The organism is Azospirillum thermophilum, from assembly GCF_003130795.1.
Taxonomy (GTDB): domain Bacteria; phylum Pseudomonadota; class Alphaproteobacteria; order Azospirillales; family Azospirillaceae; genus Azospirillum; species Azospirillum thermophilum.
Map to the genome: position 1 here is coordinate 314,568 of NZ_CP029353.1, position 26,691 is coordinate 341,258.

27 protein-coding genes and 2 pseudogenes are annotated in these 26,691 nt (G+C 69.0%); 27 read left to right on the plus strand and 2 right to left on the minus strand.

The features are described from left to right. Nucleotides 1-256 precede the first annotated feature (256 nt). Both tsaB and DEW08_RS07565 read left to right on the plus strand, forming a co-directional pair. On the plus strand, nt 257-964 hold the full coding sequence (tsaB, locus tag DEW08_RS07560) for a tRNA (adenosine(37)-N6)-threonylcarbamoyltransferase complex dimerization subunit type 1 TsaB (RefSeq protein WP_109325885.1): 708 nt from the start codon (nt 257-259) through the stop codon (nt 962-964). Then, entirely contained in the window at nt 961-1,443 is a 483-nt protein-coding gene (locus tag DEW08_RS07565) for a GNAT family N-acetyltransferase (RefSeq protein WP_109325886.1), read from the plus strand. Before tsaB ends, DEW08_RS07565 begins: the two co-directional genes overlap by 4 nt. Here DEW08_RS07565 and DEW08_RS07570 read toward each other — a convergent pair. Continuing rightward, nucleotides 1,440-1,694 carry a sulfurtransferase TusA family protein gene (locus DEW08_RS07570; protein WP_109325887.1) on the minus strand — a complete coding sequence of 85 codons (255 nt, stop codon included), beginning with the start codon at nt 1,692-1,694 and terminating at the stop codon, nt 1,440-1,442. The genes DEW08_RS07565 and DEW08_RS07570 overlap by 4 nt on opposite strands. 90 nt (nt 1,695-1,784) lie before the next feature. Between DEW08_RS07570 and DEW08_RS07575 the strand changes: the two genes are divergently transcribed. The 3 genes from DEW08_RS07575 (at nt 1,785) to DEW08_RS07585 (ending at nt 4,262) form a co-directional block, all read left to right on the plus strand. Then, a complete protein-coding gene (locus tag DEW08_RS07575) occupies nt 1,785-2,201 on the plus strand; it encodes a Ros/MucR family transcriptional regulator (protein ID WP_109325888.1) in 417 nt (138 codons plus the stop codon). Nucleotides 2,202-2,581: 380 nt separating this feature from the next. Beyond that, the gene (locus DEW08_RS07580) at nt 2,582-3,403 is read left to right on the plus strand and encodes a GNAT family N-acetyltransferase (RefSeq protein WP_109325889.1); all 822 of its coding nucleotides are present in this window, start codon (nt 2,582-2,584) and stop codon (nt 3,401-3,403) included. Nucleotides 3,404-3,410: 7 nt separating this feature from the next. After that, entirely contained in the window at nt 3,411-4,262 is an 852-nt protein-coding gene (locus DEW08_RS07585) for a lysophospholipid acyltransferase family protein (protein ID WP_109325890.1), read from the plus strand. 79 nt (nt 4,263-4,341) lie between these two features. Here DEW08_RS07585 and DEW08_RS07590 read toward each other — a convergent pair whose 3' ends face one another. Beyond that, the gene (locus tag DEW08_RS07590; RefSeq protein WP_109325891.1) at nt 4,342-4,830 is read right to left on the minus strand and encodes a GlcG/HbpS family heme-binding protein; all 489 of its coding nucleotides are present in this window, start codon (nt 4,828-4,830) and stop codon (nt 4,342-4,344) included. A gap of 451 nt (nt 4,831-5,281) precedes the next feature. Here DEW08_RS07590 and miaB point away from each other — a divergent pair. From miaB to DEW08_RS07690, 22 genes and pseudogenes are all read left to right on the plus strand, one after another. Beyond that, nucleotides 5,282-6,639, plus strand: a pseudogene (gene miaB, locus DEW08_RS07595) (tRNA (N6-isopentenyl adenosine(37)-C2)-methylthiotransferase MiaB). Between the two features lie 56 nt (nt 6,640-6,695). Beyond that, on the plus strand, nt 6,696-7,700 hold the full coding sequence (locus tag DEW08_RS07600; protein WP_109329627.1) for a PhoH family protein: 1,005 nt from the start codon (nt 6,696-6,698) through the stop codon (nt 7,698-7,700). Then, nucleotides 7,700-8,269 (plus strand): rRNA maturation RNase YbeY, encoded by a 570-nt coding sequence (ybeY, locus tag DEW08_RS07605; protein WP_109325892.1) that lies wholly within the window; start codon nt 7,700-7,702, stop codon nt 8,267-8,269. Before DEW08_RS07600 ends, ybeY begins: the two co-directional genes overlap by 1 nt. Then, nucleotides 8,266-9,198 (plus strand): hemolysin family protein, encoded by a 933-nt coding sequence (locus DEW08_RS07610; RefSeq protein WP_109325893.1) that lies wholly within the window; start codon nt 8,266-8,268, stop codon nt 9,196-9,198. The genes ybeY and DEW08_RS07610 overlap by 4 nt, the downstream gene beginning before the upstream one ends. Nucleotides 9,199-9,395: 197 nt before the next feature. Continuing rightward, entirely contained in the window at nt 9,396-10,943 is a 1,548-nt protein-coding gene (lnt, locus tag DEW08_RS07615) for an apolipoprotein N-acyltransferase (RefSeq protein WP_245986473.1), read from the plus strand. A gap of 112 nt (nt 10,944-11,055) precedes the next feature. Next, a complete protein-coding gene (locus DEW08_RS07620; protein WP_109325899.1) occupies nt 11,056-11,556 on the plus strand; it encodes a helix-turn-helix domain-containing protein in 501 nt (166 codons plus the stop codon). Nucleotides 11,557-11,777: 221 nt separating this feature from the next. Next, nucleotides 11,778-12,946, plus strand: a pseudogene (gene metK / locus DEW08_RS07625) (methionine adenosyltransferase). A gap of 88 nt (nt 12,947-13,034) precedes the next feature. Then, entirely contained in the window at nt 13,035-13,757 is a 723-nt protein-coding gene (gene trmB, locus DEW08_RS07630) for a tRNA (guanine(46)-N(7))-methyltransferase TrmB (protein ID WP_109325900.1), read from the plus strand. 365 nt (nt 13,758-14,122) lie between these two features. Beyond that, complete coding sequence (gene rimP, locus DEW08_RS07635) at nt 14,123-14,608, plus strand: ribosome maturation factor RimP (protein ID WP_109325901.1); 486 nt, start codon at nt 14,123-14,125, stop codon at nt 14,606-14,608. Between the two features lie 66 nt (nt 14,609-14,674). Next, nucleotides 14,675-16,207 carry a transcription termination factor NusA gene (nusA, locus tag DEW08_RS07640; RefSeq protein ID WP_109325902.1) on the plus strand — a complete coding sequence of 511 codons (1,533 nt, stop codon included), beginning with the start codon at nt 14,675-14,677 and terminating at the stop codon, nt 16,205-16,207. A gap of 116 nt (nt 16,208-16,323) precedes the next feature. Continuing rightward, a complete protein-coding gene (locus tag DEW08_RS07645; RefSeq protein ID WP_181449436.1) occupies nt 16,324-17,010 on the plus strand; it encodes an RNA-binding protein in 687 nt (228 codons plus the stop codon). A 21-nt stretch (nt 17,011-17,031) separates the two neighbouring features. Then, complete coding sequence (gene infB / locus DEW08_RS07650) at nt 17,032-19,788, plus strand: translation initiation factor IF-2 (protein WP_109325904.1); 2,757 nt, start codon at nt 17,032-17,034, stop codon at nt 19,786-19,788. Between the two features lie 81 nt (nt 19,789-19,869). Beyond that, a complete protein-coding gene (locus tag DEW08_RS07655) occupies nt 19,870-20,169 on the plus strand; it encodes a type II toxin-antitoxin system Phd/YefM family antitoxin (protein ID WP_109325905.1) in 300 nt (99 codons plus the stop codon). Beyond that, entirely contained in the window at nt 20,166-20,543 is a 378-nt protein-coding gene (locus tag DEW08_RS07660; protein WP_109325914.1) for a type II toxin-antitoxin system VapC family toxin, read from the plus strand. Before DEW08_RS07655 ends, DEW08_RS07660 begins: the two co-directional genes overlap by 4 nt. Nucleotides 20,544-20,573: 30 nt before the next feature. Then, nucleotides 20,574-21,092, plus strand: a complete 519-nt coding sequence (gene rbfA, locus DEW08_RS07665; protein WP_109325917.1) for a 30S ribosome-binding factor RbfA — start codon at nt 20,574-20,576, stop codon at nt 21,090-21,092. Further along, a complete protein-coding gene (gene truB / locus DEW08_RS07670; RefSeq protein ID WP_109325918.1) occupies nt 21,082-22,020 on the plus strand; it encodes a tRNA pseudouridine(55) synthase TruB in 939 nt (312 codons plus the stop codon). Before rbfA ends, truB begins: the two co-directional genes overlap by 11 nt. A gap of 16 nt (nt 22,021-22,036) precedes the next feature. Then, a complete protein-coding gene (rpsO, locus tag DEW08_RS07675) occupies nt 22,037-22,306 on the plus strand; it encodes a 30S ribosomal protein S15 (protein ID WP_109325922.1) in 270 nt (89 codons plus the stop codon). A 73-nt stretch (nt 22,307-22,379) separates the two neighbouring features. Beyond that, nucleotides 22,380-22,577, plus strand: a complete 198-nt coding sequence (locus DEW08_RS30690) for a hypothetical protein (protein WP_146214661.1) — start codon at nt 22,380-22,382, stop codon at nt 22,575-22,577. A 148-nt stretch (nt 22,578-22,725) separates the two neighbouring features. Then, on the plus strand, nt 22,726-23,253 hold the full coding sequence (locus DEW08_RS07680; protein ID WP_146214662.1) for a hypothetical protein: 528 nt from the start codon (nt 22,726-22,728) through the stop codon (nt 23,251-23,253). Continuing rightward, nucleotides 23,250-23,411 (plus strand): hypothetical protein, encoded by a 162-nt coding sequence (locus DEW08_RS31085; protein ID WP_168220316.1) that lies wholly within the window; start codon nt 23,250-23,252, stop codon nt 23,409-23,411. The genes DEW08_RS07680 and DEW08_RS31085 overlap by 4 nt, the downstream gene beginning before the upstream one ends. Then, the gene (pnp, locus tag DEW08_RS07685; RefSeq protein WP_109325924.1) at nt 23,392-25,503 is read left to right on the plus strand and encodes a polyribonucleotide nucleotidyltransferase; all 2,112 of its coding nucleotides are present in this window, start codon (nt 23,392-23,394) and stop codon (nt 25,501-25,503) included. The genes DEW08_RS31085 and pnp overlap by 20 nt, the downstream gene beginning before the upstream one ends. Nucleotides 25,504-25,792: 289 nt before the next feature. Continuing rightward, the gene (locus DEW08_RS07690; protein WP_109325934.1) at nt 25,793-26,680 is read left to right on the plus strand and encodes a DMT family transporter; all 888 of its coding nucleotides are present in this window, start codon (nt 25,793-25,795) and stop codon (nt 26,678-26,680) included. Nucleotides 26,681-26,691: the final 11 nt, after the last annotated feature.

The window sequence follows — 26,691 nt, forward strand, 5'->3', positions numbered from 1 at the left end:
GGACAGCGCAGCGGCGAAGCGTCGGCGGGCGATGCGCGCGTGCAACATACGGTTCGCGGCCGAACGGATCGCGAACCGGCCGCCGCCTCGCCGGGCGGGCGGGCGGAGCGGGTTGCGGAGGAGCCGCGCAGCCGCCAGATTGTGCGGTATCGCGCGCAAGGGGATGCGCAAGCGGGCCTGCCCCGCGACGCCTGGAATGCAAGGGGACATCGATCATGGAAGCACGAAGCCTGTCCGGCGCCGGTGGTCCGGCACGATGAAGGTGCTGGGGCTCGACACGGCCACGGCCGGCTGTTCCGCGGCCCTGTGGGACGACGCCCGCCCCGGCGGCCCCGTCGCCGCCCGGCGCAGCGAGCCGATGGCCCGCGGCCAGGCGGAGGTGCTGGTTCCCATGGCCCAGGCCGTCCTGGCCGACGCCGGGGTGGACTTCGCCGACCTCGACCGCATCGCGGTCACCGTCGGGCCGGGCGCCTTCACCGGCCTGCGCATCGCGCTGGCGGCGGCGCGCGGCATCGCGCTGGCCCACGACCTGCCGGTGATCGGCATCACCACCTTCGACGCCATCGCCCACGGGCTGGCGGCGGAGGAGCGGGCCGGCCGGCCCGTCCTCGTCGCGGTCGACAGCCGGCGGGCGGAGCCTTTCCTGCAGATGTTCGACGCCGCCCTGCAGCCGGTCGGCGATCCGGCGATGCCCGCCCCGGCGGAGATCGCCGGCTGGCTGGCCGCCCTCCATCCGGACGGTCCGCTGCTCGTCGCCGGGGACGGCGCGGCGATCCTGCGGCCGCTGCTGGACGGGCGGCCCGACACCGCCTTCGCCGCCGGCAGCGGGATGCCCGACGCGGCGGTGGTCGCGGCGCTGGGCGCCGCGCGGCCGGCCGGGCTGCCGGCCGAGCCCTTCTACCTGCGCCCGCCCGACGTCACCCTGCCGAAGGGGGCCGCCGGCGCGGTCGGAACCGGCGGATGAGCGGAGCGGTCACCCTGCAGCCGGCCGGCCCGCTGGAGGCGGGGGTCATCGCCGCCCTGCAGCGGGCCTGCTTTCCCGACGACCCGTGGGACGCCGCCTCGATCGCCACGCTGGCCGGACCGCCCGGCGGCTTCGCCGTGCTGGCGCTGGCGGGGGAGCAGCCGGTCGGCTTCGTGCTGGCCCGCGTCGCGGCGGAGGATGCGGAGATCCTGGCCATCGGCGTGCTGCCGGAGGCCCGCGGCGGCGGGCTCGGCCGCCGGCTGGTCGAAGCCGCGATGGAGGGGGCGGGCCGGCTGGGGGCCACCGCGCTGTTCCTGGAGGTCGCCGAGGACAACGACGCGGCCCGCGCGCTTTACAAGACTTGCGGATTCTATTCGGTGGGCCGGCGCCCCGGTTACTACAGGCGGGCGGACGGACGCGTGGCTGCACTTGTGCTGCGCCACGCCGTCACTGGCCCGTCACTCCCGGCCGGCCATTAATTTTTTTTCACCCGCAGGCGGTGGACGCCGGCCGGGTCGTCCGGCGTCTCGGCCCCGACGGCTAGAATGGTATGGCCCAGCTCGGCCAAGGATCGTGGAACATTTTCCAAGGGTTCGCCCGCATTCAGCCGGACTTCGAGGGTCTGGCCCACCGCCATCCGCTCGACCAACAACTTTGTCTTCACGAACGTTAGCGGGCACACCTCGTTGGTGATGTCCAAAAACAAGTCGGCGGAGTTTTCCTGGCTCACTGGTTCCTCTTTACGAGCAAAGGATGGATATTGCGCGGCGCAGAAAACCACTTTATATGGAGAGGAGTCAAAGCCTCGGAGCAAGCTTACATGAGCACCGGTTCCCCCTCCAACGCGTTGTTGTCTCTGACCACGGAGATCGTCGCGGCGCACGTCTCGAACAATACAGTGGCGGTCGGCGATCTTCCGACGCTGATCGAGCAGGTGTACAAGTCGCTCGCCAACGTCGGTGTCGAGCCGACCGTCACGGAAGAGCGTCCGCAGCCCGCCGTGCCGATCAAGAAGTCGGTCACTCCGGACTACATCGTGTGCCTGGAGGATGGCAAAAAGCTGAAGATGCTGAAGCGCCATCTGAAGACGGCGTACAATATGACGCCCGAGGAGTATCGCGACCGCTGGGGGCTGCCGGCCGACTATCCGATGGTCGCTCCGAACTACGCGCGCCAGCGCAGCTCGCTCGCCAAGCAGATCGGGCTGGGCACCCGCGCCCGCCGCGGCGCGGCCTGAAACGGGCCGCGGTCACCCGACGCCGGCCTCGCGCCGCCCCCGCGGCATCCGGCCGGTCGAGGTGCCGAAGCGCGTCGGGGGATGGCTGGGGAGGGACGGGGCATCGCCGGCCGGCAGTCCCCGGATCGCGGCCGGCCGGGCGTGCTCCGCTCGGCATCCGCGTGAGCGCGGAGCCCGCAGGGCGGCGGCGCCTGGTGCGCGATGGCCCGCCGGCCCGTCCGGGCGGCCACGACGATGCGGTTGACCGGTGGCGGGCTTTTTGTGGTATCCCTTGCGACGCGAACGCAACCCGAACCGCGGCCCTGATGGTGCAGACGCCATCGCGTGCGCCGCGGGGGCAGCGCTCCGCATCGTCGCGAACCATGGCAGCGAACCGTCGCATGGCTGACACCAGCATTGACCAGGGCAGTTCGTCCGATCTGCGCATGGGCTCCCTCGAAGTGCGTCTGGCGGAGTCCGACGCCGAGATCGACTGGGCGCAGGCGCTGCGCTACCGCGTCTTCTACAACGAGATGGCGGCCGTGCCCTCGCCGGAGATGGCGGCGCGCGAGCGCGACTTCGACCCCTTCGATCCCGTCTGCGACCATCTGCTGGTCATCGACCACGACCGCGGCAACGGGCCGGAGTCGGTGGTCGGCACCTACCGGCTGATCCGCCGCCCGGCGGCGGAGAGGGCCGGCCGCTTCTATTCCAGCGACGAGTACGACATCAGCCGCCTCGTCGCCTATGAGGGCGAGGTGCTGGAGCTCGGCCGCTCCTGCGTCGATGCCGGCTACCGCACCCGCGGCAGCATGCAGCTGCTGTGGCGCGGCATCGCGGCCTATGTCTTCCAGCACGACATCGCGCTGATGTTCGGCTGCGCCAGCCTGCCCGGCACCGACCCCGGCGCGCTTGCCGAGCCGCTGTCCTACCTGCACCACCACCATCTGGCGCCCGAGCCGCTGCGGCCGGTCGCCCTGCCGGAGCGTCACGTCTCCATGGACCTGATGGAGCGCGACCGCATCGACCCGAAGCGGGCGCTGACCATCCTGCCGCCGCTGATCAAGGGCTACCTGCGGCTCGGCGGCTTCGTCGGCGACGGTGCCGTGATCGACCACCAGTTCAACACCACGGACGTCTGCATCGTGGTGAAGACCGACCTCGTCACCGACAAGTACTACAAGCATTACGAGCGGCGCAGCCGCGACGGCCAGACGGGCTGAGGCCGCCATGACCGCGACGCACCGGGCGCTCGGCTCGGCCGGCCGGGGCGCCCTGCGGCTTGCCGTCTACCTGGGCTGGACGCTGCTGCTGATCCCGGTGCAGGCCTTGGCCGTGTGGCTGAAGCTGCCGCTGCGCCACCGGCTGCCGCGCTTCTATCACGCGGCCTGTGCGCGGATCATCGGGCTGGACGTGCGGGTGCGCGGCCGGCGGGTGGAACAGGGGCCGGTCCTCTTCATCTCCAACCACTCCTCCTACCTCGACATCACGGTGCTGGGCTCGGTGATCCCCGGCTCCTTCGTGGCGAAGAGCGAGGTCGCCGGCTGGCCCTTCTTCGGGCTGCTCGCCAAGCTGCAGCGGACCGTCTTCGTCGAACGCCGGGCACGCAGCGAGGTGCATCGCCAGCGCGACGACATCGGCGCGCGCCTGGACGCCGGCGACAATCTGATCCTGTTCCCCGAGGGCACCTCCAGCGACGGCAACCGGACCCTGCCCTTCAAGACGGCGCTGTTCGCCGTCGCCGCCCGCCGCATCGGCGACCGGCCGCTGACGGTCCAGCCGGTCAGCGTCACCGCCACCCGCCTGGACGGCATCCCCATGGGCATCGCCTTCCGCCCCTTCTACGCCTGGTACGGCGACATGGACCTCGCCCCGCACCTCTGGCAGGTCGTCAAGCTGGGCGGCATGACGGTGGAGGTGGAGTTCCACCCGCCGGTGACCATCGAGGATTTCCCGAGTCGCAAGGCGCTGGCCGACCACTGCCAGCGGGCCGTCGCCCAGGGCGTCGCCCATGCCGTCTCCGGCCGCCACCCCGATCCCCTGCCCGGCGACGCGGTGCCGGCCGACCAGGGCGCCCATTGAAGGGGTGAGCAGAGGAGGATGCAGGGCGGCCGGCGCCGCCGGACATGAGCGACGGCGCCGCGCCTGATCCGACCTCTTCTCAAAGACCGCCGGCTCCGGCCTTCGCCACCGCCATGTCGTTCTCGACCGAACTGCCGCTGACGCCGACCGCGCCGATGATCGTGCCGGCCTTGTCCCGGATCAGCTCGCCGCCGCCGAAGATGGCGAGACCGCCGTTGGTCACCTCGATGCCGTAGAGCGGCTGGCCGGGCTTGGCGAGATCACCCAGATCCTTGGACGACATGTTGAACAGCCGGGCCGTCTTCGCCTTGCGGATCGAGATGTCGATGCTGCCGAGGAAGGCGCCGTCCATGCGGCTGAAGGCCTTCAGGTTGCCGCCGGCATCGACCACCGCGATGTTCATCAGCGTTTCCTGCTGCCTGGCCTTCGCTTCCGCCGCCTTGACCACCTTCTGGGCCTGTTCGACCGTGATGTCGCCGGGCAGGGCCAGCTTTGACGGATCCTCCGCCGAGGCGACGCCGGCAAGCAGCGTCGCCGCAGCAAACGCCGCGAGCGCATGTTTCAGCATTTTATGCATATCCTATTCAGGTTGGCTTGAGACTTGTTCTCATTGAAAACTGCCAAGAGAAATGGCAGGCCAATATTTGGCTACCTCTAAAAACTCGATGTCAATGCGACAATGGGAGCATGAAATTTACCTGAGCATATTGCTATGGAATTTAAAGGTGAACTTCCATGGCGCCATGATGCGTGCGACAGTACTTGATTGGCGCGGCAGCAACCTGATTGCGGCAGCCGCGGCAACGTGTGGCTGTCGGACGGGTGTCGGAGGCGGGCAAGAGCTGCCGTGCAGCCCGATTGACTCGAATCCGCCGCCCCGTGCTACCATATGGCGGAAGGCGACGCCGGGGTTCGGCGGATCGCGCGCCGCGGGTTACCGATTCGGCGCGCCTTTTCGTATTTGTGCGGAAGGGAAAGGGTTGAGCAAGAAGCTGTTCATCAAGACCTGGGGCTGCCAGATGAATGTCTACGACTCCGCCCGGATGGCGGACGTCCTGGCACCCCTGGGTTACCGGCCGGTGGACGATCCGGACGGCGCCGACATGGTGATCCTCAACACCTGCCACATCCGCGAGAAGGCATCCGAGAAGGTGTTCTCGGAGCTGGGCCGTCTGCGCCAGATGAAGGACCGCAAGGAAACGGCCGGCGACGGCCGCATGATCCTGGCGGTCGCCGGCTGCGTCGCCCAGGCGGAGGGCGAGGAGATCGTCGCCCGCGCGCCCTTCGTCGACATGGTCTTCGGCCCGCAGACCTACCACACCCTGCCGGAGATGGTGGCCAAGGCCAGCCGTGCCGCCGGCAGCGTGCTGAACACCGATTTCCCGGCCGAATCCAAGTTCGACTTCCTGCCGGAGGAGGCGTCGTCGCAGGGCGTCAGCGCCTTCCTCGCGGTGCAGGAGGGCTGCGACAAGTTCTGCACCTTCTGCGTGGTCCCCTACACCCGCGGGGCGGAGTTCTCGCGCCCGGCCGACCAGATCCTGGCGGAGGCGCGGCGTCTCGTCGCGGCCGGCACGCGCGAGATCAACCTGCTCGGCCAGAACGTCAACGCCTGGCACGGCGACGGGCCGGACGGCGCCACCTGGGGCCTCGGCCGGCTGGTCCGCGAACTGGCGGAGATCGACGGGCTGGAGCGCATCCGCTACACCACCTCGCACCCCGCGACATGGACGACGACCTGATCCGCGCCCATGCCGAGGTGCCGGCGCTGATGCCCTACCTGCATCTGCCGATCCAGTCCGGCTCCGACCGGGTGCTGGCGGCGATGAACCGCAAGCACACCGCCGACGACTACCGCCGCATCATCGACCGGCTGCGCGCCGCCCGCCCGGACCTCGCCATGTCCGGCGACTTCATCGTCGGGTTCCCCGGCGAGAGCGACGCCGACTTCGCCGAGACGCTGCGGCTGGTCACCGACGTCGGCTATGCCCAGGCCTATTCCTTCAAGTACAGCCCGCGCCCCGGCACCCCGGCCTCGGTGGACGACCGCCAGATTCCGGAAGAGGTGAAGGATGCCCGGCTGGCCGCCCTGCAGCAGCTTCTCAACGCCCAGCAGCAGGCCTTCAACCACGGCTTCGTCGGCCGGACGGTGCCGGTCCTGTTCGACCGCAGGGGCAAGCATGACGGCCAGCTTCTCGGCCGCAGCCCTTATATGCAGTCGGTCCATGCCGAAGCCGGTTCCCGGCTGTTGGGAGAGATCGTGGAGGTGCGGGTCGACGCGGCGCATCCCAACAGCCTGTCCGGCAGCGTGGTCACCGGCGAGTACCGCAGCGGCCGGCAGGGCATGACCGGCGTCCAACCCGTGGAGGCGACCGCTTGAACGGCCTGTCGGACCGGCGCATCGATCTGCAGTTCGACGACAACCGGCTCCTGCCGATGCTGTATGGTGAGCATGACCGCCACCTTGCGCGCATCGAGAACCAGCTCGGCGTTTCGCTGATCTCCCGCGGCAACGTCCTGACCGTCTCCGGCCCCGCCGACTCGGCGGAGGCCGCCCGGTCGGCGCTCGACGCGCTCTACGAGCGGCTGAAGCGCAACATGCCCGTCGGCGCCGCCGAGGTGGACGCCGCGGTGCGCATGGCGACGGCCGACGGCGGGGAGGAGGCGCGCGGCCAGAACCTCGCCACCATCACCCGGGCGGAGATCGCGCTGCGCACCCGCCGCCGCGGGCCGATCACCCCGCGCTCGCCGACCCAGGCCGCCTATCTCCAGGCGCTGGCGGAAAGCGAGCTGGTGTTCGGGCTGGGGCCGGCCGGCACCGGCAAGACCTATCTGGCGGTGGCGCAGGCCGTGGCCCTGCTGACCAGCGGCCAGGTCGACCGCATCGTGCTGTCGCGCCCGGCGGTCGAGGCGGGCGAGCGGCTGGGCTTCCTGCCCGGCGACCTGAAGGAGAAGGTCGATCCTTACCTGCGCCCGCTCTACGACGCGCTGCACGACATGCTGCCGGCCGAGCAGGTGAAGAAGCGGCTGGAGTCCGGCGAGATCGAGATCGCGCCGCTCGCCTTCATGCGCGGCCGCACGCTGGCCAACGCCTTCGTCATCCTGGACGAGGCGCAGAACACCACGCCGATGCAGATGAAGATGTTCCTGACCCGCCTCGGCGAGGGCGGGCGCATGGCGGTCACCGGCGACATCTCGCAGATCGACCTGCCCTCGGGCACCCGGTCGGGCCTGCGCGACGCGCTGGACATCCTGCGCGGGGTGGAGGGCGTGCGCTTCGTCCACTTCACCGACGCCGACGTGGTCCGCCACCCGATGGTCGCCCGCATCATCCGCGCCTACGACGCGGCCGACGCCCGCGCCAAGGCCCCCCGCAGCCAGCGTCCGGAACCGGCCGCCCCCGCCGCCGCTGACGACCCCGAGGTGGAGGGCACGCCGTGATGACCGTCGACGTCTCGGTGACGCGCGAGGCCGGCGACTGGCCGGAGGACGCGGACTGGCAGGCGGAGCGCGCCGCGCTGGCGGCGCTGGCCGCCGCCTGGGACGAGGAGGAAGGCCCGGCCGAGCTGTCGGTCGTGCTGGCCGACGACGCGCTGGTCCACCAGCTCAACCGCGACTATCGCGGCAAGGACCGGCCGACCAACGTCCTGTCCTTCGCCCTGACCGAGGCGGAGGAGCCGGAGGCCGAGGGCGCGCCGCTGATGCTGGGCGACGTCATCCTCGCCTTCGAGACCGTCGGGCGCGAGGCTGCCGAACAGGGCAAGTCGCCGGCCGACCATATGACCCACCTTGTGGTGCATGGCGTTCTGCACCTGCTCGGGTATGATCACGAGACGGACGACGAGGCCGAGGAGATGGAGGATCTGGAAACCCGGATCCTCGCCACCCTCGGCATCGCCGATCCTTACGCCGCACACCGATCCCCCGGCGGAATCGATGCCGACGTCAGCGAAACGGATGTCGGCGAGACCGGCGGGGTACCGAACCACGACGAACCACCGGACCGATGAGCGAGACCTCCGACAGTCGCACGCCCCGTGAAGACGGGGCCGAAGACCACAGTTCCCTGGGCCACCTGTTCAAAGGCTGGCTCCGCACCGTCTGGGGAGGGCGCGGCGATACGTCGCTGCGTGCGTCGATCCAGGAACTGATCGAAGACCTGGACGACGAGGAGGCATCGCTGGGCGCCGGCGAGCGGGCGCTCCTCACCAACATCCTCAAGCTCCGCGGCCGCCACGTGTCCGACGTGATGGTCCCCCGCGCCGACATCGTCGCGGTCGACATCGACACCCCCCTGCCCGACCTGGTGCAGCGGCTGGCCGAGGAGGGGCATTCGCGCCTGCCGGTCTTCCGCGAGACGCTCGACGACGTCGTCGGCATGATCCACATCAAGGACGCGCTGTCGCTGGTCGCCGGCCGGCGGCCTCCCGGCGCGACCGGCGGCGAGCTGAAGGACATCGTGCGCGACGTGATGATCGTCGCCCCCTCGCGCCCGGTGCTCGACCTGCTGGTGGAGATGCGGCAGAACCGCCGCCACCTCGCCCTGGTCGTCGACGAGTTCGGCGGCATCGACGGCCTCGTCACCATCGAGGATCTGGTGGAGGAGATCGTCGGCGAGATCGAGGACGAGCACGACGAGGACGCGGCCCCGCGGCTGGTCGAGCGTCCCGACGGCAGCCTGATCGCCGACGCCCGCCTGTCCATCGAGGATTTCGAGGAGCGCGTCGGCCCCGTCCTGACCGAGGAGGAGCGGGAGGACATCGACACGCTGGGCGGCCTCGTGGTCTCGCTCGCCGGCCGCGTGCCGGGCCGGGGCGAGCATCTGGTCCACCCCTCGGGGGTCGAGTTCGAGGTGGTCGATGCCGATTCCCGCCGGCTGAAGCGGGTCCGCATCCGCAACGCGCCGGCCTCCAGCACGGTCCTCGCCGAAACCGGCTGATCCTGCGACCGGCCGGCGAAACCTAAACCCGGGCGCAACCTTCCTGCGCGATAACAACTTGCGCGCTGTCGCCGCCGTCCCACCTATGGGCGGCGCCGTTCGCGCGTGCCCGTCGGGAGTGATTCTCCTTGTCCGCCAGCGAGACGATGTCTGTTCCCGCCCCCCTGTTCGGCCGCCTGTCGGCCCGGCTTGCCGCCTTGTCCGGCTGGCGCCGGCTCGCCGTCGCGGCGGCGCTGGGCGGGCTCGCCACCTTCGCCCTGCCGCCGGCCGATGCGGTTCCGCTGCTGCTGATCGCCTTCCCGGGGCTGCTCTGGCTGCTCGACGGGGTGCGGACGGGGCGGGGGGCCTTCGCCACGGGCTGGGTCTTCGGGTTCGGCCACCATCTCCTCGGCCTCTACTGGGTCAGCGCCGCGCTGTTCACCGACATCGGGCGCTTCTGGTGGGCGCTGCCGCTGTCGGCCGCCGGGCTTCCGGTGCTGATGGCGATGTTCAGCGGCGGCGCCGTCTGGCTGTTCCATCGGCTGCGCAGCCGCGGCATGGCGCAGGGGCTGGGGAGGCCGCTGCTGTTCGCAGCCTGCTGGGGCCTGTTCGAGTGGCTGCGCGGCCACGTCTTCACCGGCTTCCCCTGGAACCTGATCGGCTATTCGTGGGACGGCGTGCTGCCGGTCCTGCAGAGCGTCTCCCTGTTCGGCGTCTATGGGCTGGGGCTGCTGACCGCGCTGGTCGCGGCGCTGCCGGCGGTGCTGGCCGATCCGCTGGTGCCGCGCGCACGCGGAGCCGCCGCCGTCGCCGCCGGCCTGACGCTTTTTGTCGCACTCGGCCTGTGGGGCGCCTGGCGTCTCGCCGGGGCGTCGGCCGAAACCGTGCCGGGCGTGCGGCTGCGGCTGGTCCAGGCGGCCATCGACCAGCGCCTGAAATGGGCATCGGGCGAGCGCGAGCGCAATGTCCAGCAGCATCTCCAGCTTTCGGCGGCCCAGCCGTCGCAGTCTTCGTCCGCCCGGCCGGCGCAGCCGGTCACCCACGTCATCTGGCCGGAAACGGCGGTTCCCTTCTTCATCGACCAGGATGCGCGGCTGCGGCAGGTCCTCGGGTCCGTGGCGCCGCCGGGCGGGCTGGTCATCACCGGCGCGCCCCGCACCACCCTCGATGCGGGAGGGGAACGGCGGTACTACAATAGTATGATCGCCATTGATGGCAGCGGCGCGATCGACGGCAGTTTCGACAAGTTCCACCTGGTGCCCTTCGGAGAATACATGCCGCTGCGGCGCTGGCTGCCGGTCGGCGCGATCGCCGGAAACGGAGCCGAATTCTCTGCCGGCCCGGGGCCGGTGACCCTGGATCTGAAGGGCCTGCCGCCGGTCAGTCCGTTGATCTGCTACGAGGGAATCTTTCCTTCTGCGGTTTTGGATACCGGTCATAGGCCGGATTGGTTGCTGAACCTGACCAACGATGCGTGGTACGGCGAGACCGCAGGACCCCATCAACACTTCGCGATCGTGAGGTTGCGCGCGGTTGAGGAAGGGCGGCCGCTGGTCAGGGTTGCCAATACGGGTATTTCCGGGGTGGTGGACGCCTATGGACGTGTGACAGCATTGCTTGGGTTGGGCGAGCGGGGTTTTGTCGATGCGGACTTGCCGAAAGCGCCAGCCGGGGTGACGCTGTTCGGCCGCATTGGAGATACGACTTTCGCTCTATTGCTGGCGGGTTGTTTTCTTGCCGGTTTGCGCGCTCGCAACGGGCGTTGATGCAACTGCCGGACAATGCGCAGTACCCGCAAAGAGCGCGAGGAGCGCAGGCTTGACTGCATACCCGGATATGTCGTATTAAAGATTCACAACTCTAACAGGGACAGTTGAGATGCCAGCTACAGCAACCGCAGGAGCGCCGCGCGGCCGTCGCGCGTCCGCCGGCCGCCCGAAGACCGGGAAGCCGAACCCCATCGACGTGCATGTCGGATCGCGCGTCCGCCTGCGCCGCACCCTCCTCGGCATGAGCCAGGAGAAGCTGGGCGAGGCGATCGGCCTGACCTTCCAGCAGGTCCAGAAGTACGAGCGCGGCGCCAACCGGATCGGCGCGTCGCGCCTGTTCGACCTCAGCCGCGTGCTGGACGTTCCGGTCTCCTTCTTCTTCGACGACATGCCGGCGGACGCCGCCTCGGCTCCGGTCGATGACGAGGACGGCGGCGAGGGCGCCGAGGAGCGGAGCGCCGGCGCCTACGAGCCGGATCCGATGGCCAAGCGCGAGACGCTGGAACTGGTGCGCGCCTACTACCGGATCAACGACCCGTCCGTGCGCAAGCGCCTGTTCGAACTGACCAAGGCGGTTGCCAACGCCGCGACGGCGGAAAGCGCCGAGTGATGCTGGCCGAACGGGGGGTTGCGATTCACGGCCGCGCCCCCCATTCGGATGCAGCCTCCACGGATAGACAGCGGCATTTTTGATACCCGGCGCGGCCGGGAGTCCGCTTGACCCGGTGGGAAAACCTTGTCAAATACGACTTGGATCGGTGTCGAGCGGGCGCTGTACCGATCTGTCATTTTGACTTGTGAAATAGCGCACCGCATATATCCGAGGTTGCCGTGGCCAAGCTCAACTACGTCTTCACCAGCGAGTCCGTGTCCGAAGGCCATCCGGACAAGGTTTGCGACCGCATCTCCGATGCCATCGTCGATTTGTACCTCTCGCACGACCCCTACGCCCGCGTGGCGGTGGAGACGCTGGCCACGACCAATCAGGTCGTCCTCGCCGGCGAGGTGCGCGGTCCGTCCTCCATCACCCCGGACCTGTTGGTCGAGGTCGCCCGCGCGGCGGTGAAGGACATCGGCTACGAGCAGGACGGTTTTCACTGGGAGAAGATGGACGTCAAGTGCTTCGTCCATTCCCAGTCCGCCGACATCGCGGTCGGCGTCGATGCCGCGGGGAACAAGGACGAGGGTGCCGGCGACCAGGGCATCATGTTCGGCTATGCCTGCAACGAGACGCCGGCGCTGATGCCGGCGCCGATCTACTATTCCCACGCCATCCTGAAGTCGCTGGCCGAGGCGCGCCACTCGGGAGCCGCCCCGCAGCTCGGCCCCGACGCCAAGAGCCAGGTCACGCTGCAGTATGAGAACGGCAAGCCGGTGCGCGCCACCGCGATCGTCGTCTCGACCCAGCATGCCGATGGGCTGAGCCAGGAGGAGGTGCGCGAGATCGTGCGCCCGCACGTCCTGAACGTGCTGCCGGCCGGCTGGATGTGCGACGAGGAGAGCTTCTACGTCAACCCGACCGGCCGCTTCGTCATCGGCGGCCCGGACGGCGACGCCGGCCTGACCGGCCGCAAGATCATCGTCGACACCTACGGCGGTGCCGCCCGCACGGCGGCGGCGCCTTCTCGGGCAAGGACCCGACCAAGGTCGACCGCTCGGCCGCCTACGCCGCCCGCTATCTGGCGAAGAACGTCGTCGCCGCCGGCTTGGCCGACAAGTGCACCATCCAGGTGTCCTACGCCATCGGCGTGTCGAAGCCGCTGTCGGTCTATGTCGACACCCACGGCACCGGCAAGGTTGACGAGGATCGCCTGTCGCAGGTCCTGCAGCAGCTCGTCGACCTCAGCCCGCGCGGCATCCGCACGCATCTCGGGCTGAACAAGCCGATCTATGCCCGCACCGCGGCCTATGGCCATTTCGGCCGCGAGCCGGAGGCGGACGGCGGCTTCTCCTGGGAGAGGACCGACCTCGTCAACGACCTGCGCGCCGCCTTCTTCTAAGCGCAGCCACCGTCGACCAGACCATGCAGGGGCCTTGCGGCCCCTGCACTCGTTTCCGGAACCTGTTTTCCTACGGCCTTTTCCTCCGATGACCGACGACCATTCCGGCTCCGCCACCAGCTCCTCCGGCCGCCTCTACGGCCGCCGGAAGGGCCGCCCGCTGCGCAAGTACAAGTCCTCGCTGATCGACACGCTGCTGCCGTCGATCGCCCTGCCGGTGCCCGGGCCCGGTGACCGCATCGACCAGCCGGCCGCCCTGTTCGGCCGACCGGTCCGCGACGTCTGGCTGGAAGTCGGATTCGGCAGCGGCCATCACCTCGCCTGGCAGGCGGAGCACAACCCCGACATCGGGCTGATCGGGGCGGAGCCCTTCGTCAACGGCGTCGCCGGGCTGCTGGCGATGGTGGAGAAGGCCGGACTGCAGGATACGGTCCGCGTCCTGCCGGACGATGCCCGGCCGCTGCTCGACGCCCTGCCGGACGCGTCGATCGGCCGCGCCTTCGTGCTGTTCGCCGATCCCTGGCCGAAGAAGCGCCATTGGGAGCGCCGCTTCATCGGCCCCGAGAACCTGCCGCGGCTGGCCCGCGTGCTGAAGGACGGGGCCGAGCTGCGGCTGGCCAGCGACGACATGGGGCTGGTGCGCTGGATGCTGGAGCATACGGTGAAGGACCCGAACTTCGAGTGGACCGCCCGCGGTCCATCCGACTGGCGCGTCCGCCCGTCCGACTGGCCGCCGACCCGCTACGAGGAAAAGGCGATCGCCGCCGGCCGCAAGCCGGTCTTCCTGCGCTTCGTCCGCAAGGCGCGGTAAGAAAGCAGAATAGGAGGTATCGTCTCCATCGGATCGGTCCCCGATGGACGACAGCCCGAGGTGAGCGCAGCGGCATTCCTTCCTCCGGCACGCGGCGGTACGTCCGGACGTCCGGGCGCTTGCCGACGGATAGAGACGGTAGATCCATCGATGCTGTCGCAGGATGGCCCGGCCACAACCGGATTCCGCTTGCAGCAAATCGAATCCCGACTATATTCGACTGCAAGAACCCATACGGATCGGCGGCCCGGGAAACTGGGCCGTCGGGACGCTTTGCGGGTGGGCCTTGGCCCACTTATTTTTTTATCAGCGTGTGGAATCCTGCGGGCCGGTCCGAATCCGGCCGCTGGAACAGGTCAGGTGGAATGGACGCAGTCGAACGCATCGAACAGATCATCACTCCGACGGTCGAGGGCTTGGGCTACGAGGTCGTGCGGGTGCAGCTGTCCGGTAGCAAGAGCGCGGTTCTGCAGATCATGGCCGAACGCACCGACGGCGCACCGATGACGGTGGAGGACTGCGCGGACATCAGCCGCTCGGTCTCCGCGGTGCTGGACGTCGAGGATCCGATCAAGGCCGCCTACACGCTGGAAGTCAGCTCGCCCGGCATCGACCGGCCGCTGACGCGCCTGAAGGACTACGAGCGGTTCGCCGGCTTCGAAGCGAAGCTGGAAAGCCGCGTCGCCGTCGACGGGCGCAAACGCTTCAAGGGCATACTGAAGGGCGTCGAGGACAACCTCGTGTGCATCGATACCGAACAGGGAGCCGCCAAGCTGGAATTCGACAACATCCTGCGCGCCAAGCTGGTTCTGACGGACGACCTGATCCGCGCCAGCCAGGGCCAGGGCTGACGTCGTCCCGGCGGGCCTCAAGAGCGCCTCTCCCGAGACCTAATGCCGATCCAGGAAGTGTGACGGATGGAACTGCTGCAAGTCGCTGACGCGGTCGCCCGCGAAAAGAACATCGACCGGGACGAGGTCCTGGATGCGATGGAGCAGGCGATTCAGAAGGCTGGACGCTCGAAGTACGGCCACGAGCACGACATCCGCGCGCGCATCGACCGCAAGACCGGCGACATCCACCTGAACCGCTACCTGGAGGTGGTGGAGACGGTGGAGAACGAGGCGACCCAGGTGACGCTGGCCTATGCCAAGCGCCGCAAGCCCGACATCCAGGTCGGCGACTTCCTGGTCGACCCGCTGCCGCCGATCGACTTCGGCCGCATCGCCGCGCAGACCGCCAAGCAGGTCATCGTCCAGAAGGTGCGCGACGCCGAGCGCCGCCGCCAGTTCAACGAGTACAAGGACCGCGTCGGCGAGATCGTCAACGGCCTCGTCAAGCGCGTCGAGTACGGCAACGTCACGGTCGACCTCGGCCGGGCCGAGGCCATCCTGCGCCGCGACGAGCTGCTGCCGCGCGAGCACTTCAAGAACGGCGACCGCGTCCGCGCCTACATCTTCGACGTCCGCGAGGAGCCGCGCGGCCCGCAGATCTTCCTGTCCCGCACGCATCCCATGTTCATGGCGAAGCTGTTCGAGCAGGAGGTGCCGGAGATCTACGACGGCATCATCGAGATCCGCGCCGTCGCCCGCGATCCCGGCTCGCGCGCCAAGATCGCCGTGCTGTCGAAGGACAGCTCGATCGATCCGGTCGGCGCCTGCGTCGGCATGCGCGGCAGCCGCGTCCAGGCGGTGGTCGGCGAGCTGCAGGGCGAGAAGATCGACATCATCCCGTGGGCGAACGATCCGGCGACCTTCGTGGTCAACGCGCTCGCCCCGGCCGAGGTCGCCAAGGTCGTGCTCGACGACGAGAACAAGCGCATCGAGGTGGTGGTGCCCGACGACCAGCTTTCGCTGGCGATCGGCCGCCGCGGCCAGAATGTCCGCCTCGCCTCGATGCTGACCGGCTGGGACATCGACATCCTGACCGAGCAGGAGGAGTCGGAGCGCCGCTCCGAGGAATTCCGCTCGCGCTCCGGTCTCTTCATGGAAGCCCTGGACGTCGACGACGTCATTGCCCACCTGCTGGTGGCGGAGGGCTTCACCTCGGTCGAGGAAATCGCCTTCGTCGACACCGACGAGCTGGCGGAGATCGAGGGCTTCGACACCGACGTGGCGGAGGAGCTGAAGCAGCGCGCCCTGAACTTCCTCGAGGAGCAGGACGTCCGCATGACCGAGAAGCGCAAGGCGCTGGGGGTCGAGGACGCCATCGCCGACCTCGCCGACTTTACCCCGACCCAGCTCGTCAAGCTGGGCGAGAACGGCGTGAAGACGCTGGACGACCTCGCCGACCTGTCGGGCGACGAGCTGCGCGAGATCCTCGGCAAGGATGCCCTGACCGAGGAGTCGGCGAACGACGTCATCATGGCGGCGCGCGCCCACTGGTTCGGCGAAGAGGGTGGCGAGGGGGCTGCGGCCCCGGCGGCGCCCACGGACGGGCCGGCGGCGTGATGCGACCCAGCCCGCGGGGCCGGAAACGGTGCCGCGGGACTGGTCTGTGAGAGTTGGGCTGGCGTGGCCCGGACCTCGGGTGTAAATCCCTGGGGTACGGGTCTCCCACGGCAAGGATGACTGGGCTGGACGACGCGATGGAACCGGTGGAACCGGATTCGACTCCGCTGCCGGCGGACGAGGAAAAGGGGCCGCTGCGCCGCTGTGTCGCCACCGGCGCGGTGCAGCCCAAGGACGGCATGATCCGTTTCGCCGTCTCCCCCGACGGGGAGCTGGTGCCGGATCTGGAAGAGACGCTTCCCGGCCGCGGCCTCTGGCTGTCGGCCGACAGGCCCGCCCTGGCGAAAGCCATGGCGAAGTCGCTGTTCTCCAAGGCCGCCCGGCGCGCCGTGCGCGTGCCGGACGACCTGGGGGAGCGGCTGGAGAGGCTGCTGGAGCGGCAATGTCTGGATGCGCTGGGCCTCGCCCGGCGCGCCGGGCAGGCTCTGGCAGGGTATGAGAAGGTGCGCGAGTCGCTGCGGAACAACCAGGTCGGCCGGACGGGGGTACCCCCGGCCCTGCTGGTCGAGGCCGCGGACGGATCGCTGGACCAGCGTGGCAAGGTCACGGCGCTCGCGCCCGACCTGCCGGTGATCGATCTCTTCGACTCGGCGGTGCTCGCCGCCGCGTTGGGGCGCGATCACGCCGTGCACGCCGTCGTGGCGCGCGGGCGTCTGGCGAAACGGCTGGCCCGCGACGCGGGGCGGCTGAAGGGATTGAAGGGCTTGGCCACCGGCGACGATGCCGGCCGGTCGGGAATGTAACGTCTGACCATTCGGGAACCGATGACCGACAGCAACGACCAGGACCAGAAGAAAGTCTTGCACCTCTCCGGCTCCACCAAGGGCAAGCTGGAGTTGAAGAAGCCGGTCGAGACCCAGGTCCGGCAGAGCTTCTCCCATGGCCGGTCAAAGGCGGTGACCGTGGAGGTCAAGCGTAAGCGTCACGTCGAGAAGGGCTCGGTGCCCGGCGTGGCCGACGGCGGCGCCGCCGCCCGTCAGGCCGCCCAGGGCATCCCGATCCGCGGCGTTCCCGGCCAGCGTCCGCGCGGCGGTTCCGGCGGAGCCGTGCGCCAGCTGACCCGCGAGGAGCGCGAGGCCCGCCTGCGCGCCCTCCAGGGGGCGGTGCGCGACGAGGAACAGCGCCGGATCGAGGCCGAGGAGGAGGCGATCCGCGAGGCCGAGGCCGAGGCGGTGGCCGCCCTCCAGGCCGAGCAGGACGCCGTCGTCGAGGCGGAGCCGGAGGTCGAGGAGGAGCCCGAGTTCCTCGACGCCGAGACCCTGCGCAAGCGTGAGCTGGAAGAGCTGCGCCGCATCCAGGAGGAGGAGCGCAAGGAGGCCGAGGAGGCCGAGCGCCGCCGCCAGGAGGAAGAGGCCAAGCGCAAGGAGGCCGAGGAGGCCAAGCGCAAGGAGGCCGAGCCTGCCGCCCGCGGCGGTGCCGCCGCCCGTCCCGCGGCTCCCGGTGCCCGTCCGGCCGCCGGTGCGGCCCGTCCGGCCGCCGAGGCTCCCGCCCGTCCCCCGGTCGGCGGCGTCGCTCCGCCGCGCGCCGACGACGAGGAGGACGACCGCTCCCGCGGCAAGGCCGGCAAGGGTGCTGCCAAGGCTCCGGCCGCTCCGGCCCGCAAGGGTCCGGGCGCCGACCGCCGCAAGAGCTCCAAGCTGACCGTCTCGCAGGCGCTGAGCGACGAAGGCGGCGAGCGCACCCGCTCGCTGGCCGCCGTCCGCCGGGCCCGCGAGCGTGAGCGGCTCCGTCAGATGAGCCGCCAGGAGGTTCAGAAAGTGACCCGAGATGTCGTCCTGCCGGAAGTGATCACCGTGCAGGAGCTCGCGAACCGCATGGCGGAGCGCGGCGCCGACGTGATCAAGTCGCTGATGCGCATGGGCGTGATGGCGACCATCAACCAGACCATCGACGCCGATACGGCGGAACTGGTCGTGGCCGAGTTCGGCCACCGCGTCCGCCGCGTGTCCGAGGCCGACGTCGAGGTGGGCCTGCGCGGCGACGAGGACGTGCCGGAGCTGCTGGTCGCCCGGCCCCCGGTCGTCACGATCATGGGCCACGTCGACCACGGCAAGACCTCGCTGCTCGACGCGCTGCGCCAGACCGACGTGGTGTCGGGCGAGGCCGGCGGCATCACGCAGCACATCGGCGCCTATCAGGTGCAGCTCGAGTCGGGTGCGAAGATCACCTTCATCGACACGCCGGGCCACGCCGCCTTCACCGAGATGCGTGCCCGCGGCGCCAACGTCACCGACGTGGTCGTGCTGGTGGTCGCCGCCAACGACGGCGTCATGCCGCAGACGGTCGAGGCCATCCGCCACGCCAAGGCGGCCAACGTGCCGATCATCGTCGCCATCAACAAGATCGACCTGCCCGACGCGAAGCCCGAGCGGGTCCGCCAGGAGCTGCTGCAGCACGAGCTGGTGGTCGAGGAGATGGGCGGCGACGTGCTCGACGTCGAGGTGTCGGCCAAGGGCAAGCGCAACCTGCACAAGCTGGAGGAGGCCATCCTCCTGCAGGCGGAAATCCTCGAGCTGCGCGCCAACCCGAACCGCGCCGCAGAGGGCGTCGTGATCGAGGCCAAGCTGGAGCGCGGCCGCGGCTCGGTCGCCACCGTCCTGGTCCAGCGCGGCACGCTGAAGGTCGGCGACGTGTTCGTCACCGGGTCGGAGTGGGGCCGCGTCCGCGCCCTCATCAACGACCGCGGCCAGAACGTCGAGGTGGCCGGTCCGGCCGTCCCGGTCGAGGTGCTGGGTCTCAACGGCACCCCGATGGCCGGCGACGACTTCACCGTGGTGGAGAGCGAGGCCCGCGCCCGCGAGATCGCCGAGTTCCGCCAGCGCAAGAAGCGCGAGGCCGCCAACGCGGCGACCGCGCGCGGCTCGCTGCAGGACATGTTCAGCCGCATCCAGGCCGGCGAGGCCAAGGAACTGCCGGTCGTCATCAAGGGCGACGTGCAGGGCTCGATCGAGGCCATCGCCAGCTCGCTGGAGAAGCTCACGGCCGAGAGCACCGAGGTCAAGGTCCGCGTCCTGCACAACTCGGTGGGTGCGATCAACGAGTCGGACATCACGCTGGCCAACGCGTCCAACGCGATGATCATCGGCTTCAACGTCCGCGCCAACCCGCAGGCCCGCGACCTCGCCAAGCGCGACGGCGTGGAGATCCGCTACTACTCGATCATCTACAACGTGATCGACGACGTGAAGGCGGCGCTCACCGGCCTGCTCTCGCCGACCCTGCGCGAGCGCTTCATCGGCTACGCCGAGATCCGCGAGGTGTTCAACATCACCAAGGTCGGCAAGGTGGCGGGCTGCATGGTCACCCAGGGGGTGGTCAAGCGCGGTGCCGGCGTCCGCCTGCTGCGCGACAACGTCGTGATCCACGAGGGCACGCTGAAGACGCTCAAGCGCTTCAAGGACGAGGTCAAGGAAGTCCGCGAAGGCTACGAGTGCGGCATGGCCTTCGAGAACTACGACAACATCCAGGCCGGCGACATCATCGAAGCCTTCGAGATCGAGGAAGTCGCCCGCGAGCTGTAAGCCGACGATCCGCCCGCCCCGCCCCGGTTCCCTGCCGGGGCCGGGCGGGCGTTTCGCTTTGATGCGCAGGAGGATGGCGTCATGGACCGCATCCCACTGTCCGAGGCCGACGGCCATCTGGCCGAACTGGTGGACCGGGCCTCGCGCGGCGAGGAGATCGTCTTCACCAGGGACGGCGTGCCGGCGGCGAGGCTGGTTCCCGTCGAAGATGCCACGGGTCGGGACGCCAGCCACCGGGAGCGCAAGCTTGGCTTGGCAAAGGGCCGGATCTGGATCGCGGACGACTTCGATGCCCCTTTGCCGGACGATCTCCTGAAGGCGTTCTACGGCCTGGAGCCGGACGAACCCTGGCCGGACGGTTGGGAGGACAAGCCGGCGTGAGGGTGCTCCTCGACTCCCACTCGCTTCTGTGGTCGTTGGAAGCGCCGGACCGCCTGCCGAAAGGGGTGCTGACCCTATTGATGGACGGCAGCATCCCCGTCTACGTCAGCATCGTGACGCTGTGGGAACTGCAGATCAAGGCGGGAACTGGAAAGCTCCGCTTGCCGCCGAATCTTTCGGACCTAATAGAGGCGAGCGGTTTCGATCTGCTGGGGGTGGCTGTCCACCATGTCACGCAGCTTGGGATGCTCCCCCTCCACCACCGCGACCCCTTCGACCGGATGCTGGTCGCCCAGGCGACGGCGGACGGAATGACCCTGGTGACGGCCGACCGGATGGCGACGCTGTACGACGTTCCGGTGCTCTGGTCCTGAACCGGCAGTTTGACGAGAAAGACGAAGACCATGGCGAGCAAGCATCGCGGCGCATCGACCGCCGGCAAGCCCCCGTCCCAGCGGCAGCTGCGGGTGGGCGAGGAAATCCGCCACGCGCTGGCCGACCTGTTCCGGCGCGGCGACTTCCACGATCCGGAACTGGCGGAGCTGAACGTCACGGTGACGGAGGTGCGCATCAGCCCCGACCTGCGCAACGCCACCGCCTTCGTCACGCCACTCGGCGGCGGGCACATGGACGAGGCGCTGCGGGCGCTGCGCCGCTCGGCGCCCTTCCTGCGCGGCCAGATCGCCCGCGCCATCAACCTGCGCCATGCCCCGACGATCGGCTTCGAGGGAGACACCTCCTTCGACTACGCGCACCGCATCGACACCATCCTCCACAGCCCGGAAGTCGCCCGCGACCTCGCCCCGCATGACGGCGGCGACGAGGATGACCGCCGGGACGAGGCGGAGGATGAGGACGCCGGCAACGAGGATTCCGGAAGCGACGACACCGGCGCGGCGGAAGGGCAGCGTCGTGGCTCGTAAGCGCAAGGGCGAGCCGATCCATGGCTGGGTCGTGCTCGACAAGCCGGAGGGGCTGACCTCCACCCAGGCGCTGTCGCGGGTGCGCCGCCTGCTGAACGCCGAGAAGGCGGGGCACGGCGGCACCCTCGACCCCATCGCGACCGGCGTCCTGCCCATCGCGCTGGGCGAGGCGACCAAGACCGTCTCCTATGCCATGGGCGGCGAGAAGACCTACAGCTTCACCGTCCGCTGGGGCGAGCGCACCACCACCGACGACCGCGAGGGCGAGGTGATCGACCGCTCCGCCGTCCGCCCGGCCGACGAGGCGATCCGCGCGGCGCTGCCGGGCTTCCTCGGCGAGATCTCGCAGGTCCCGCCGCAGTTCTGCGCCATCAAGATCAACGGCGAGCGCGCCTACGACATCGCCCGCGAGGGGGATGCGGTGGACCTCGCCCCCCGCACCGTGCGCATCGACCGGCTGGAGCTGGTGGACCGCCCCGACCCCGACCACGCCGTGTTCGAGGTCGATTGCGGCAAGGGCACCTATGTCCGCTCGCTCGCCCGCGACCTCGCGGAAATGCTGGGCACGGTCGGGCATGTGACCGTGCTGCGCCGCCTGCGTGTCGGGCCTTTCACGCTCGACGGGTCGATTTCCCTGGACGAACTGGCCGCCTTGGATCATGGTGCGGCCGTCGAAAGACTTCTGCTTCCGATCGAGACCGCGCTGGACGACATCCCGGCGCTGGCCCTGACGGACGCCGAAGCGCACCGACTGAAACACGGTCAGACGGTGGCACTCCTCACCCGGCAGGACCGCGAGCGTCTCGATACGCTGCGCGGATCTCTCGGAGAGGACGCCATCGTCCTTGCGCTGTCCGCCGGCAGGCCGGTGGCGCTGGCCCGTGTGGAGGGGGCGGAGGTCCGTCCGGTGCGTGTTCTCAACCTCTGATTCCTAGGAGACCCCGATGTCGATCACGCCCGAGCGCAAGCAGGAACTGATCAAGGAATATTCCCGCGGCACCAACGACACCGGCTCGCCCGAGGTCCAGGTCGCCATCCTGTCGGAGCGCATCCGGAACCTGACCGAGCACCTGCAGGGCCACAAGAAGGACTTCCACTCCCGCCGTGGTCTGCTGGTCATGGTCGGCCAGCGCCGTCGTCTTCTCGACTATCTGAAGAAGAAGGACAACGGCCGCTACGCCGCGCTCATCGAGCGCCTGGGCCTGCGTCGCTGACGCGTTTCCGAAAAGCGTTGACCCGTGCGAATCGGGTGTGATTCCCTGATTCGCATGGTTTATGGAGGGTCCGATGGCATCTGCTCAGCGGACCGGTTGGATAGAGGGGTTTTCGAAGCTCCTTCCCAACTGGAAGATTCGGAACAATTCACCGCCGTTCTCGGCTACCGAATATCGGAAGGCCGATCAGGTGAACCGACGCCATAACAAGGCCGCCATGGAGCGTGTTTTCCAGCGCATCGAGGAAAGCTGCGGCGAGCCCAAGAAGTGACTGCTTTTCGGTAGGAAAGGGCGGGCGGTGGAAATCACCGTCCGCCTATTTCTCATCCCACGGATGCCTGTATGGATATTGCGGCCCCTGACATCACAGAGAAAATCGAGGAACGCCGTGACCTTCTGGCGGCGACTGCCCAATATGTGTGCCGGGATCTCAATACGAGCGTGCGCAATCGCCGGGGGATGTTGGGGAGTTATACTATTTCAATATAAAAAATTTAGAGTACATTTCAACTCGTTACTTCGAATCGGTCGACCGGTTCAAGAAAGACAATGATATTGAGAGCAGCCTGATCAACAAGCCCAAGCAGGCTGCGTTGATGGTGGCGCACATCCTGCGGGAACAGCCTATCCTGGCGCAGAAAAATGTTCCCGACACCGTGCATCTTTCTTTCGCCAACAGTTGGTATGCCTATATTGTCGCACTCGACCTGATTGGTGTCGACGTCGATACGGTGGATGATGGCGTGGCGTCGGAACTGCAATTTCATTTGAGGAATAATTTCGACAGCATGTCCGGAGCCGTGTTCGAACGTACGACGATCCTGATGATGGATCTGGTCATGCGGGCCTATGGACGCCGCGCCCGCTGGTCGGGCGGAGCGGCGGGCTCAAGCTTGGCCCGGCGACTGTGGCCGCAGCGGCGCAAGGCGAGGACGGGCGGCTGGTGACCGTTCTGGACGCGGGCAGGGACCGGGTGGCCGACATCTCCGGTTCCCGCCTGTTTCTCTGCGAGGTCTTACGACTGGTGGCCTCGGCCCAAGCCGGCAATCCGGCCGTCTTGGGTGTCGGATGGAAGGAAAAGCAGCATGTTCAAAGTCTACCGTAAAGAAATCGAGTGGGGCGGGCGCAAGCTGACGTTCGAGACGGGCAGGATCGCCCGTCAGGCCGACGGTGCCGTTCTGGTCACCTATGGCGAGACTACCGTCCTGTGCACGGCCGTCGCCGCCAAGTCGCCGAAGCCGGGCGTCGATTTCTTCCCTCTGACGGTCAACTACCAGGAGAAGGCCTTCGCGGCGGGCAAGATCCCCGGCGGCTTCTTCAAGCGTGAAGGCCGCCCGACCGAGAAGGAGACGCTGGTCAGCCGTCTGATCGACCGGCCGATCCGTCCGCTCTTCGCCGACGGCTTCCGCAACGAGACCCAGGTCATCTGCACCGTGCTGAGCCACGACCTGGAGAACGACGCGGACATCGTGTCGATGGTCGGCACCTCGGCCGCCCTCACCCTGTCGGGCATCCCCTTCCTGGGTCCGATCGGCGCCGCCCGCGTCGGCTATGTCGACGGCGAGTATGTGCTGAACCCGACCATGGACGCCATCGAGGGCTCGGCGCTCGACCTCGTCGTCGCCGGCACCACCGAAGGCGTGCTGATGGTCGAGTCGGAAGCCAAGGAGCTGACCGAGGAGGTCATGCTCGGCGCCGTCATGTTCGGCCACAAGAACTTCCAGCCGGTCATCCAGGCGATCATCGACCTCGCCGAGGAATGCGCCAAGGAGCCGTGGGACCTGCCGGAGCCGGCCTACGACCGCGCCGCCCTCAAGGCGAAGCTGCGCGAGACCGTCGGCGCCGACGTCGAGGCGGCCTACACCGAGACGGTGAAGCAGGTCCGCTACGAGAAGATCGGCGCCGCCAAGGCCAAGGCGGTCGAGGCGCTGGCCGAGTCCTTCGAGGCCCAGGCGATCGCCTCCGAGTTCAAGGAGCTCGAGGCCGACATCCTGCGCGGCGCGGTGCTGAAGACCGGCCGCCGCATCGACGGCCGTGACACCAAGACCGTCCGCCCGATCGTGTCCGAGGTCGGCGTGCTGCCGCGCGCCCACGGTTCCGCCCTGTTCACCCGCGGCGAGACGCAGGCCCTGGTGGTCACCACGCTCGGCACCACCCAGGACGAGCAGATCATCGACGCGCTGGAAGGCGAGTACCGCGAGCACTTCATGCTCCACTACAACTTCCCGCCCTACTCGGTGGGCGAGGCCGGCCGCATGGGCTCGCCGGGCCGCCGCGAGATCGGCCACGGGAAGCTGGCGTGGCGCGCCATCCACCCGCTGCTGCCGTCGAAGGAAGAGTTCCCCTACACGCTGCGCGTGGTGTCGGAAGTCACGGAGTCCAACGGCTCCTCCTCGATGGCGACGGTCTGCGGCTCGTCGCTGTCGCTGATGGACGCCGGCGCTCCGCTGCCCCGTCCGGTGGCCGGCATCGCCATGGGCCTGATCAAGGAAGACACCGGCTTCGCCGTCCTGTCGGACATCCTGGGTGACGAGGATCACCTGGGCGACATGGACTTCAAGGTGGCCGGCACCGAGAAGGGCGTCACGGCGCTGCAGATGGACATCAAGATCACCTCGATCACCGAGGAGATCATGAAGATCGCGCTCGCCCAGGCCAAGGACGGCCGCCTGCACATCCTCGGCGAGATGGCGAAGGCCCTCACCGGCGCCCGCGAGGGTGTCAACGAGAACGCCCCGCGCATCACCGTCATCACCATCCCGAAGGAGAAGATCCGCGACGTGATCGGCTCCGGCGGCAAGGTGATCCGCGAGATCGTCGAGCAGACCGGCGCCAAGATCGACATCGAGGACGACGGCACCGTCAAGGTGTCGGCGGTCGACCAGAAGAAGTCGGACGCCGCCATCGACTGGATCAAGGGCATCGTCGCCGAGCCGGAACTGAACGTGGTCTATACCGGCAAGGTCGTGAAGGTCGTCGATTTCGGCGCCTTCGTGAACTTCCTGGGCTCGCGCGACGGCCTCGTCCACATCTCCGAGCTGGCGCAGCAGCGCGTCGGCAAGGTGTCGGACGTCGTCAAGCAGGGCGACGAGGTGAAGGTCAAGGTCATCGGCTTCGACGACCGCGGCAAGGTCAAGCTGTCGATGAAGCAGGTCGACCAGGCCACCGGCGAGGACCTGACCAAGAAGGCCGAGTAACCGGCCGGCAGGATATCCGGTCCTTCCCCGCAGGGGCGAAGGACCGGTCCGGAGGAAAGGCGCCGCAAGGCGCCTTTTTTCGTGCCCATGGGCCGGACGCAGGGCGGCCCTGCGGCTGTTCGGGCGCTAAAGTTCTTCGTCTGTTCACGCCTCGCCTGTATCTTCCGGCGCGAACTCCCGTTCCCGCCCCCGAAACCCTGCGTAGGCGACCCGTGCCCCCCTGTCTGCCCGTCCTTGCATCCCGCCGTGCGGAGTCGCTTCGTCCGTCGTCCTGCCGGGGCCGGCGGCCATGCTGACCGCTCATATCGCGGCGCTGGGGGCGGCGCTCTGCTGGGCGGCGGGCGGGCTGATCGCCATCGGGCCGGTGCGGGCCATCGGGTCGCTCGCCTTCAACCGGCTGCGGCTCGCCATCGTCGGCGCCGGGCTGACGGTCGCCGCCAGCGTCATGGGCGTCTGGCACACGCTGGAGGCGGAGGCGGCGCTGCGTCTGGCCGCCTCGGCGCTGGCCGGCATCGTGATGGGCGACTTGGCGCTCTTCTGGTCGCTGTCCCGGCTGGGGCCGCGGCGCAATGTCGTGATCTACGCCACCAACGCGCCGCTGACCGCCCTGCTGGGCTGGCTGGTGCTGGGCGAGACGCTGGGGCCGACGACCGTCCTGGGGATCGGCTTCGTCACCATGGGCGTGATGCTGGCGGTCGCCCTGCGGTCCGGCAACGGCCATGCCTGGGAGGCGGTGCAGGGCAGCCTGCTGGCCGGCGTGGCGGTCTGCCTGGTGGCGGCGCTGGGGCAGGCGACCGGCTCGATCATCGCCAAGCCGGCGATGGCGACGGGCGTGCATCCCATCGCGGCGGCGGCGGTCCGCACCGTCACGGCCGCGGGCGCCATGCTGGTCCTCGGCCTGCTGTTCCGCGAGCGCATGGCGGCGGGCGGCAGCCTCACGCCGCGCATCGCCCTGCTGACGGCGGTCAACGGCTTCATCGGCGTCGGCATGGGCGCCACGCTGATCATGGTCGCGCTCAGCTACGGCAATGCCGGCGTGGTCGCCACCCTGTCGGCGATGAGCCCGGTGCTGATCCTGCCGATGCTGTGGGCGTTGACGCGGCAGCGGCCGGGGCTCGGCGCCTGGGTCGGGGCGGCCATCGCGGTCGCCGGGGTCGGGCTGATCGTCAATCGCTGAGCCGATCGGCC

Bases quoted from the DNA above. Each gene is read 5' to 3' on its own strand.
- tsaB (WP_109325885.1), top strand. From the start codon at position 257: ATGAAGGTGCTGGGGCTCGACACGGCCACGGCCGGCTGTTCCGCGGCC.
- DEW08_RS07565 (WP_109325886.1), top strand. From the start codon at position 961: ATGAGCGGAGCGGTCACCCTGCAGCCGGCCGGCCCGCTGGAGGCGGGG.
- DEW08_RS07575 (WP_109325888.1), top strand. From the start codon at position 1,785: ATGAGCACCGGTTCCCCCTCCAACGCGTTGTTGTCTCTGACCACGGAG.
- DEW08_RS07580 (WP_109325889.1), top strand. From the start codon at position 2,582: ATGGCTGACACCAGCATTGACCAGGGCAGTTCGTCCGATCTGCGCATG.
- DEW08_RS07585 (WP_109325890.1), top strand. From the start codon at position 3,411: ATGACCGCGACGCACCGGGCGCTCGGCTCGGCCGGCCGGGGCGCCCTG.
- DEW08_RS07590 (WP_109325891.1), bottom strand. From the start codon at position 4,830: ATGCTGAAACATGCGCTCGCGGCGTTTGCTGCGGCGACGCTGCTTGCC.
- DEW08_RS07600 (WP_109329627.1), top strand. From the start codon at position 6,696: ATGCTGTATGGTGAGCATGACCGCCACCTTGCGCGCATCGAGAACCAG.
- ybeY (WP_109325892.1), top strand. From the start codon at position 7,700: ATGACCGTCGACGTCTCGGTGACGCGCGAGGCCGGCGACTGGCCGGAG.
- DEW08_RS07610 (WP_109325893.1), top strand. From the start codon at position 8,266: ATGAGCGAGACCTCCGACAGTCGCACGCCCCGTGAAGACGGGGCCGAA.
- DEW08_RS07620 (WP_109325899.1), top strand. From the start codon at position 11,056: ATGCCAGCTACAGCAACCGCAGGAGCGCCGCGCGGCCGTCGCGCGTCC.
- trmB (WP_109325900.1), top strand. From the start codon at position 13,035: ATGACCGACGACCATTCCGGCTCCGCCACCAGCTCCTCCGGCCGCCTC.
- rimP (WP_109325901.1), top strand. From the start codon at position 14,123: ATGGACGCAGTCGAACGCATCGAACAGATCATCACTCCGACGGTCGAG.
- nusA (WP_109325902.1), top strand. From the start codon at position 14,675: ATGGAACTGCTGCAAGTCGCTGACGCGGTCGCCCGCGAAAAGAACATC.
- DEW08_RS07645 (WP_181449436.1), top strand. From the start codon at position 16,324: ATGACTGGGCTGGACGACGCGATGGAACCGGTGGAACCGGATTCGACT.
- infB (WP_109325904.1), top strand. From the start codon at position 17,032: ATGACCGACAGCAACGACCAGGACCAGAAGAAAGTCTTGCACCTCTCC.
- DEW08_RS07655 (WP_109325905.1), top strand. From the start codon at position 19,870: ATGGACCGCATCCCACTGTCCGAGGCCGACGGCCATCTGGCCGAACTG.
- rbfA (WP_109325917.1), top strand. From the start codon at position 20,574: ATGGCGAGCAAGCATCGCGGCGCATCGACCGCCGGCAAGCCCCCGTCC.
- rpsO (WP_109325922.1), top strand. From the start codon at position 22,037: ATGTCGATCACGCCCGAGCGCAAGCAGGAACTGATCAAGGAATATTCC.
- DEW08_RS30690 (WP_146214661.1), top strand. From the start codon at position 22,380: ATGGCATCTGCTCAGCGGACCGGTTGGATAGAGGGGTTTTCGAAGCTC.
- pnp (WP_109325924.1), top strand. From the start codon at position 23,392: ATGTTCAAAGTCTACCGTAAAGAAATCGAGTGGGGCGGGCGCAAGCTG.
- DEW08_RS07690 (WP_109325934.1), top strand. From the start codon at position 25,793: ATGCTGACCGCTCATATCGCGGCGCTGGGGGCGGCGCTCTGCTGGGCG.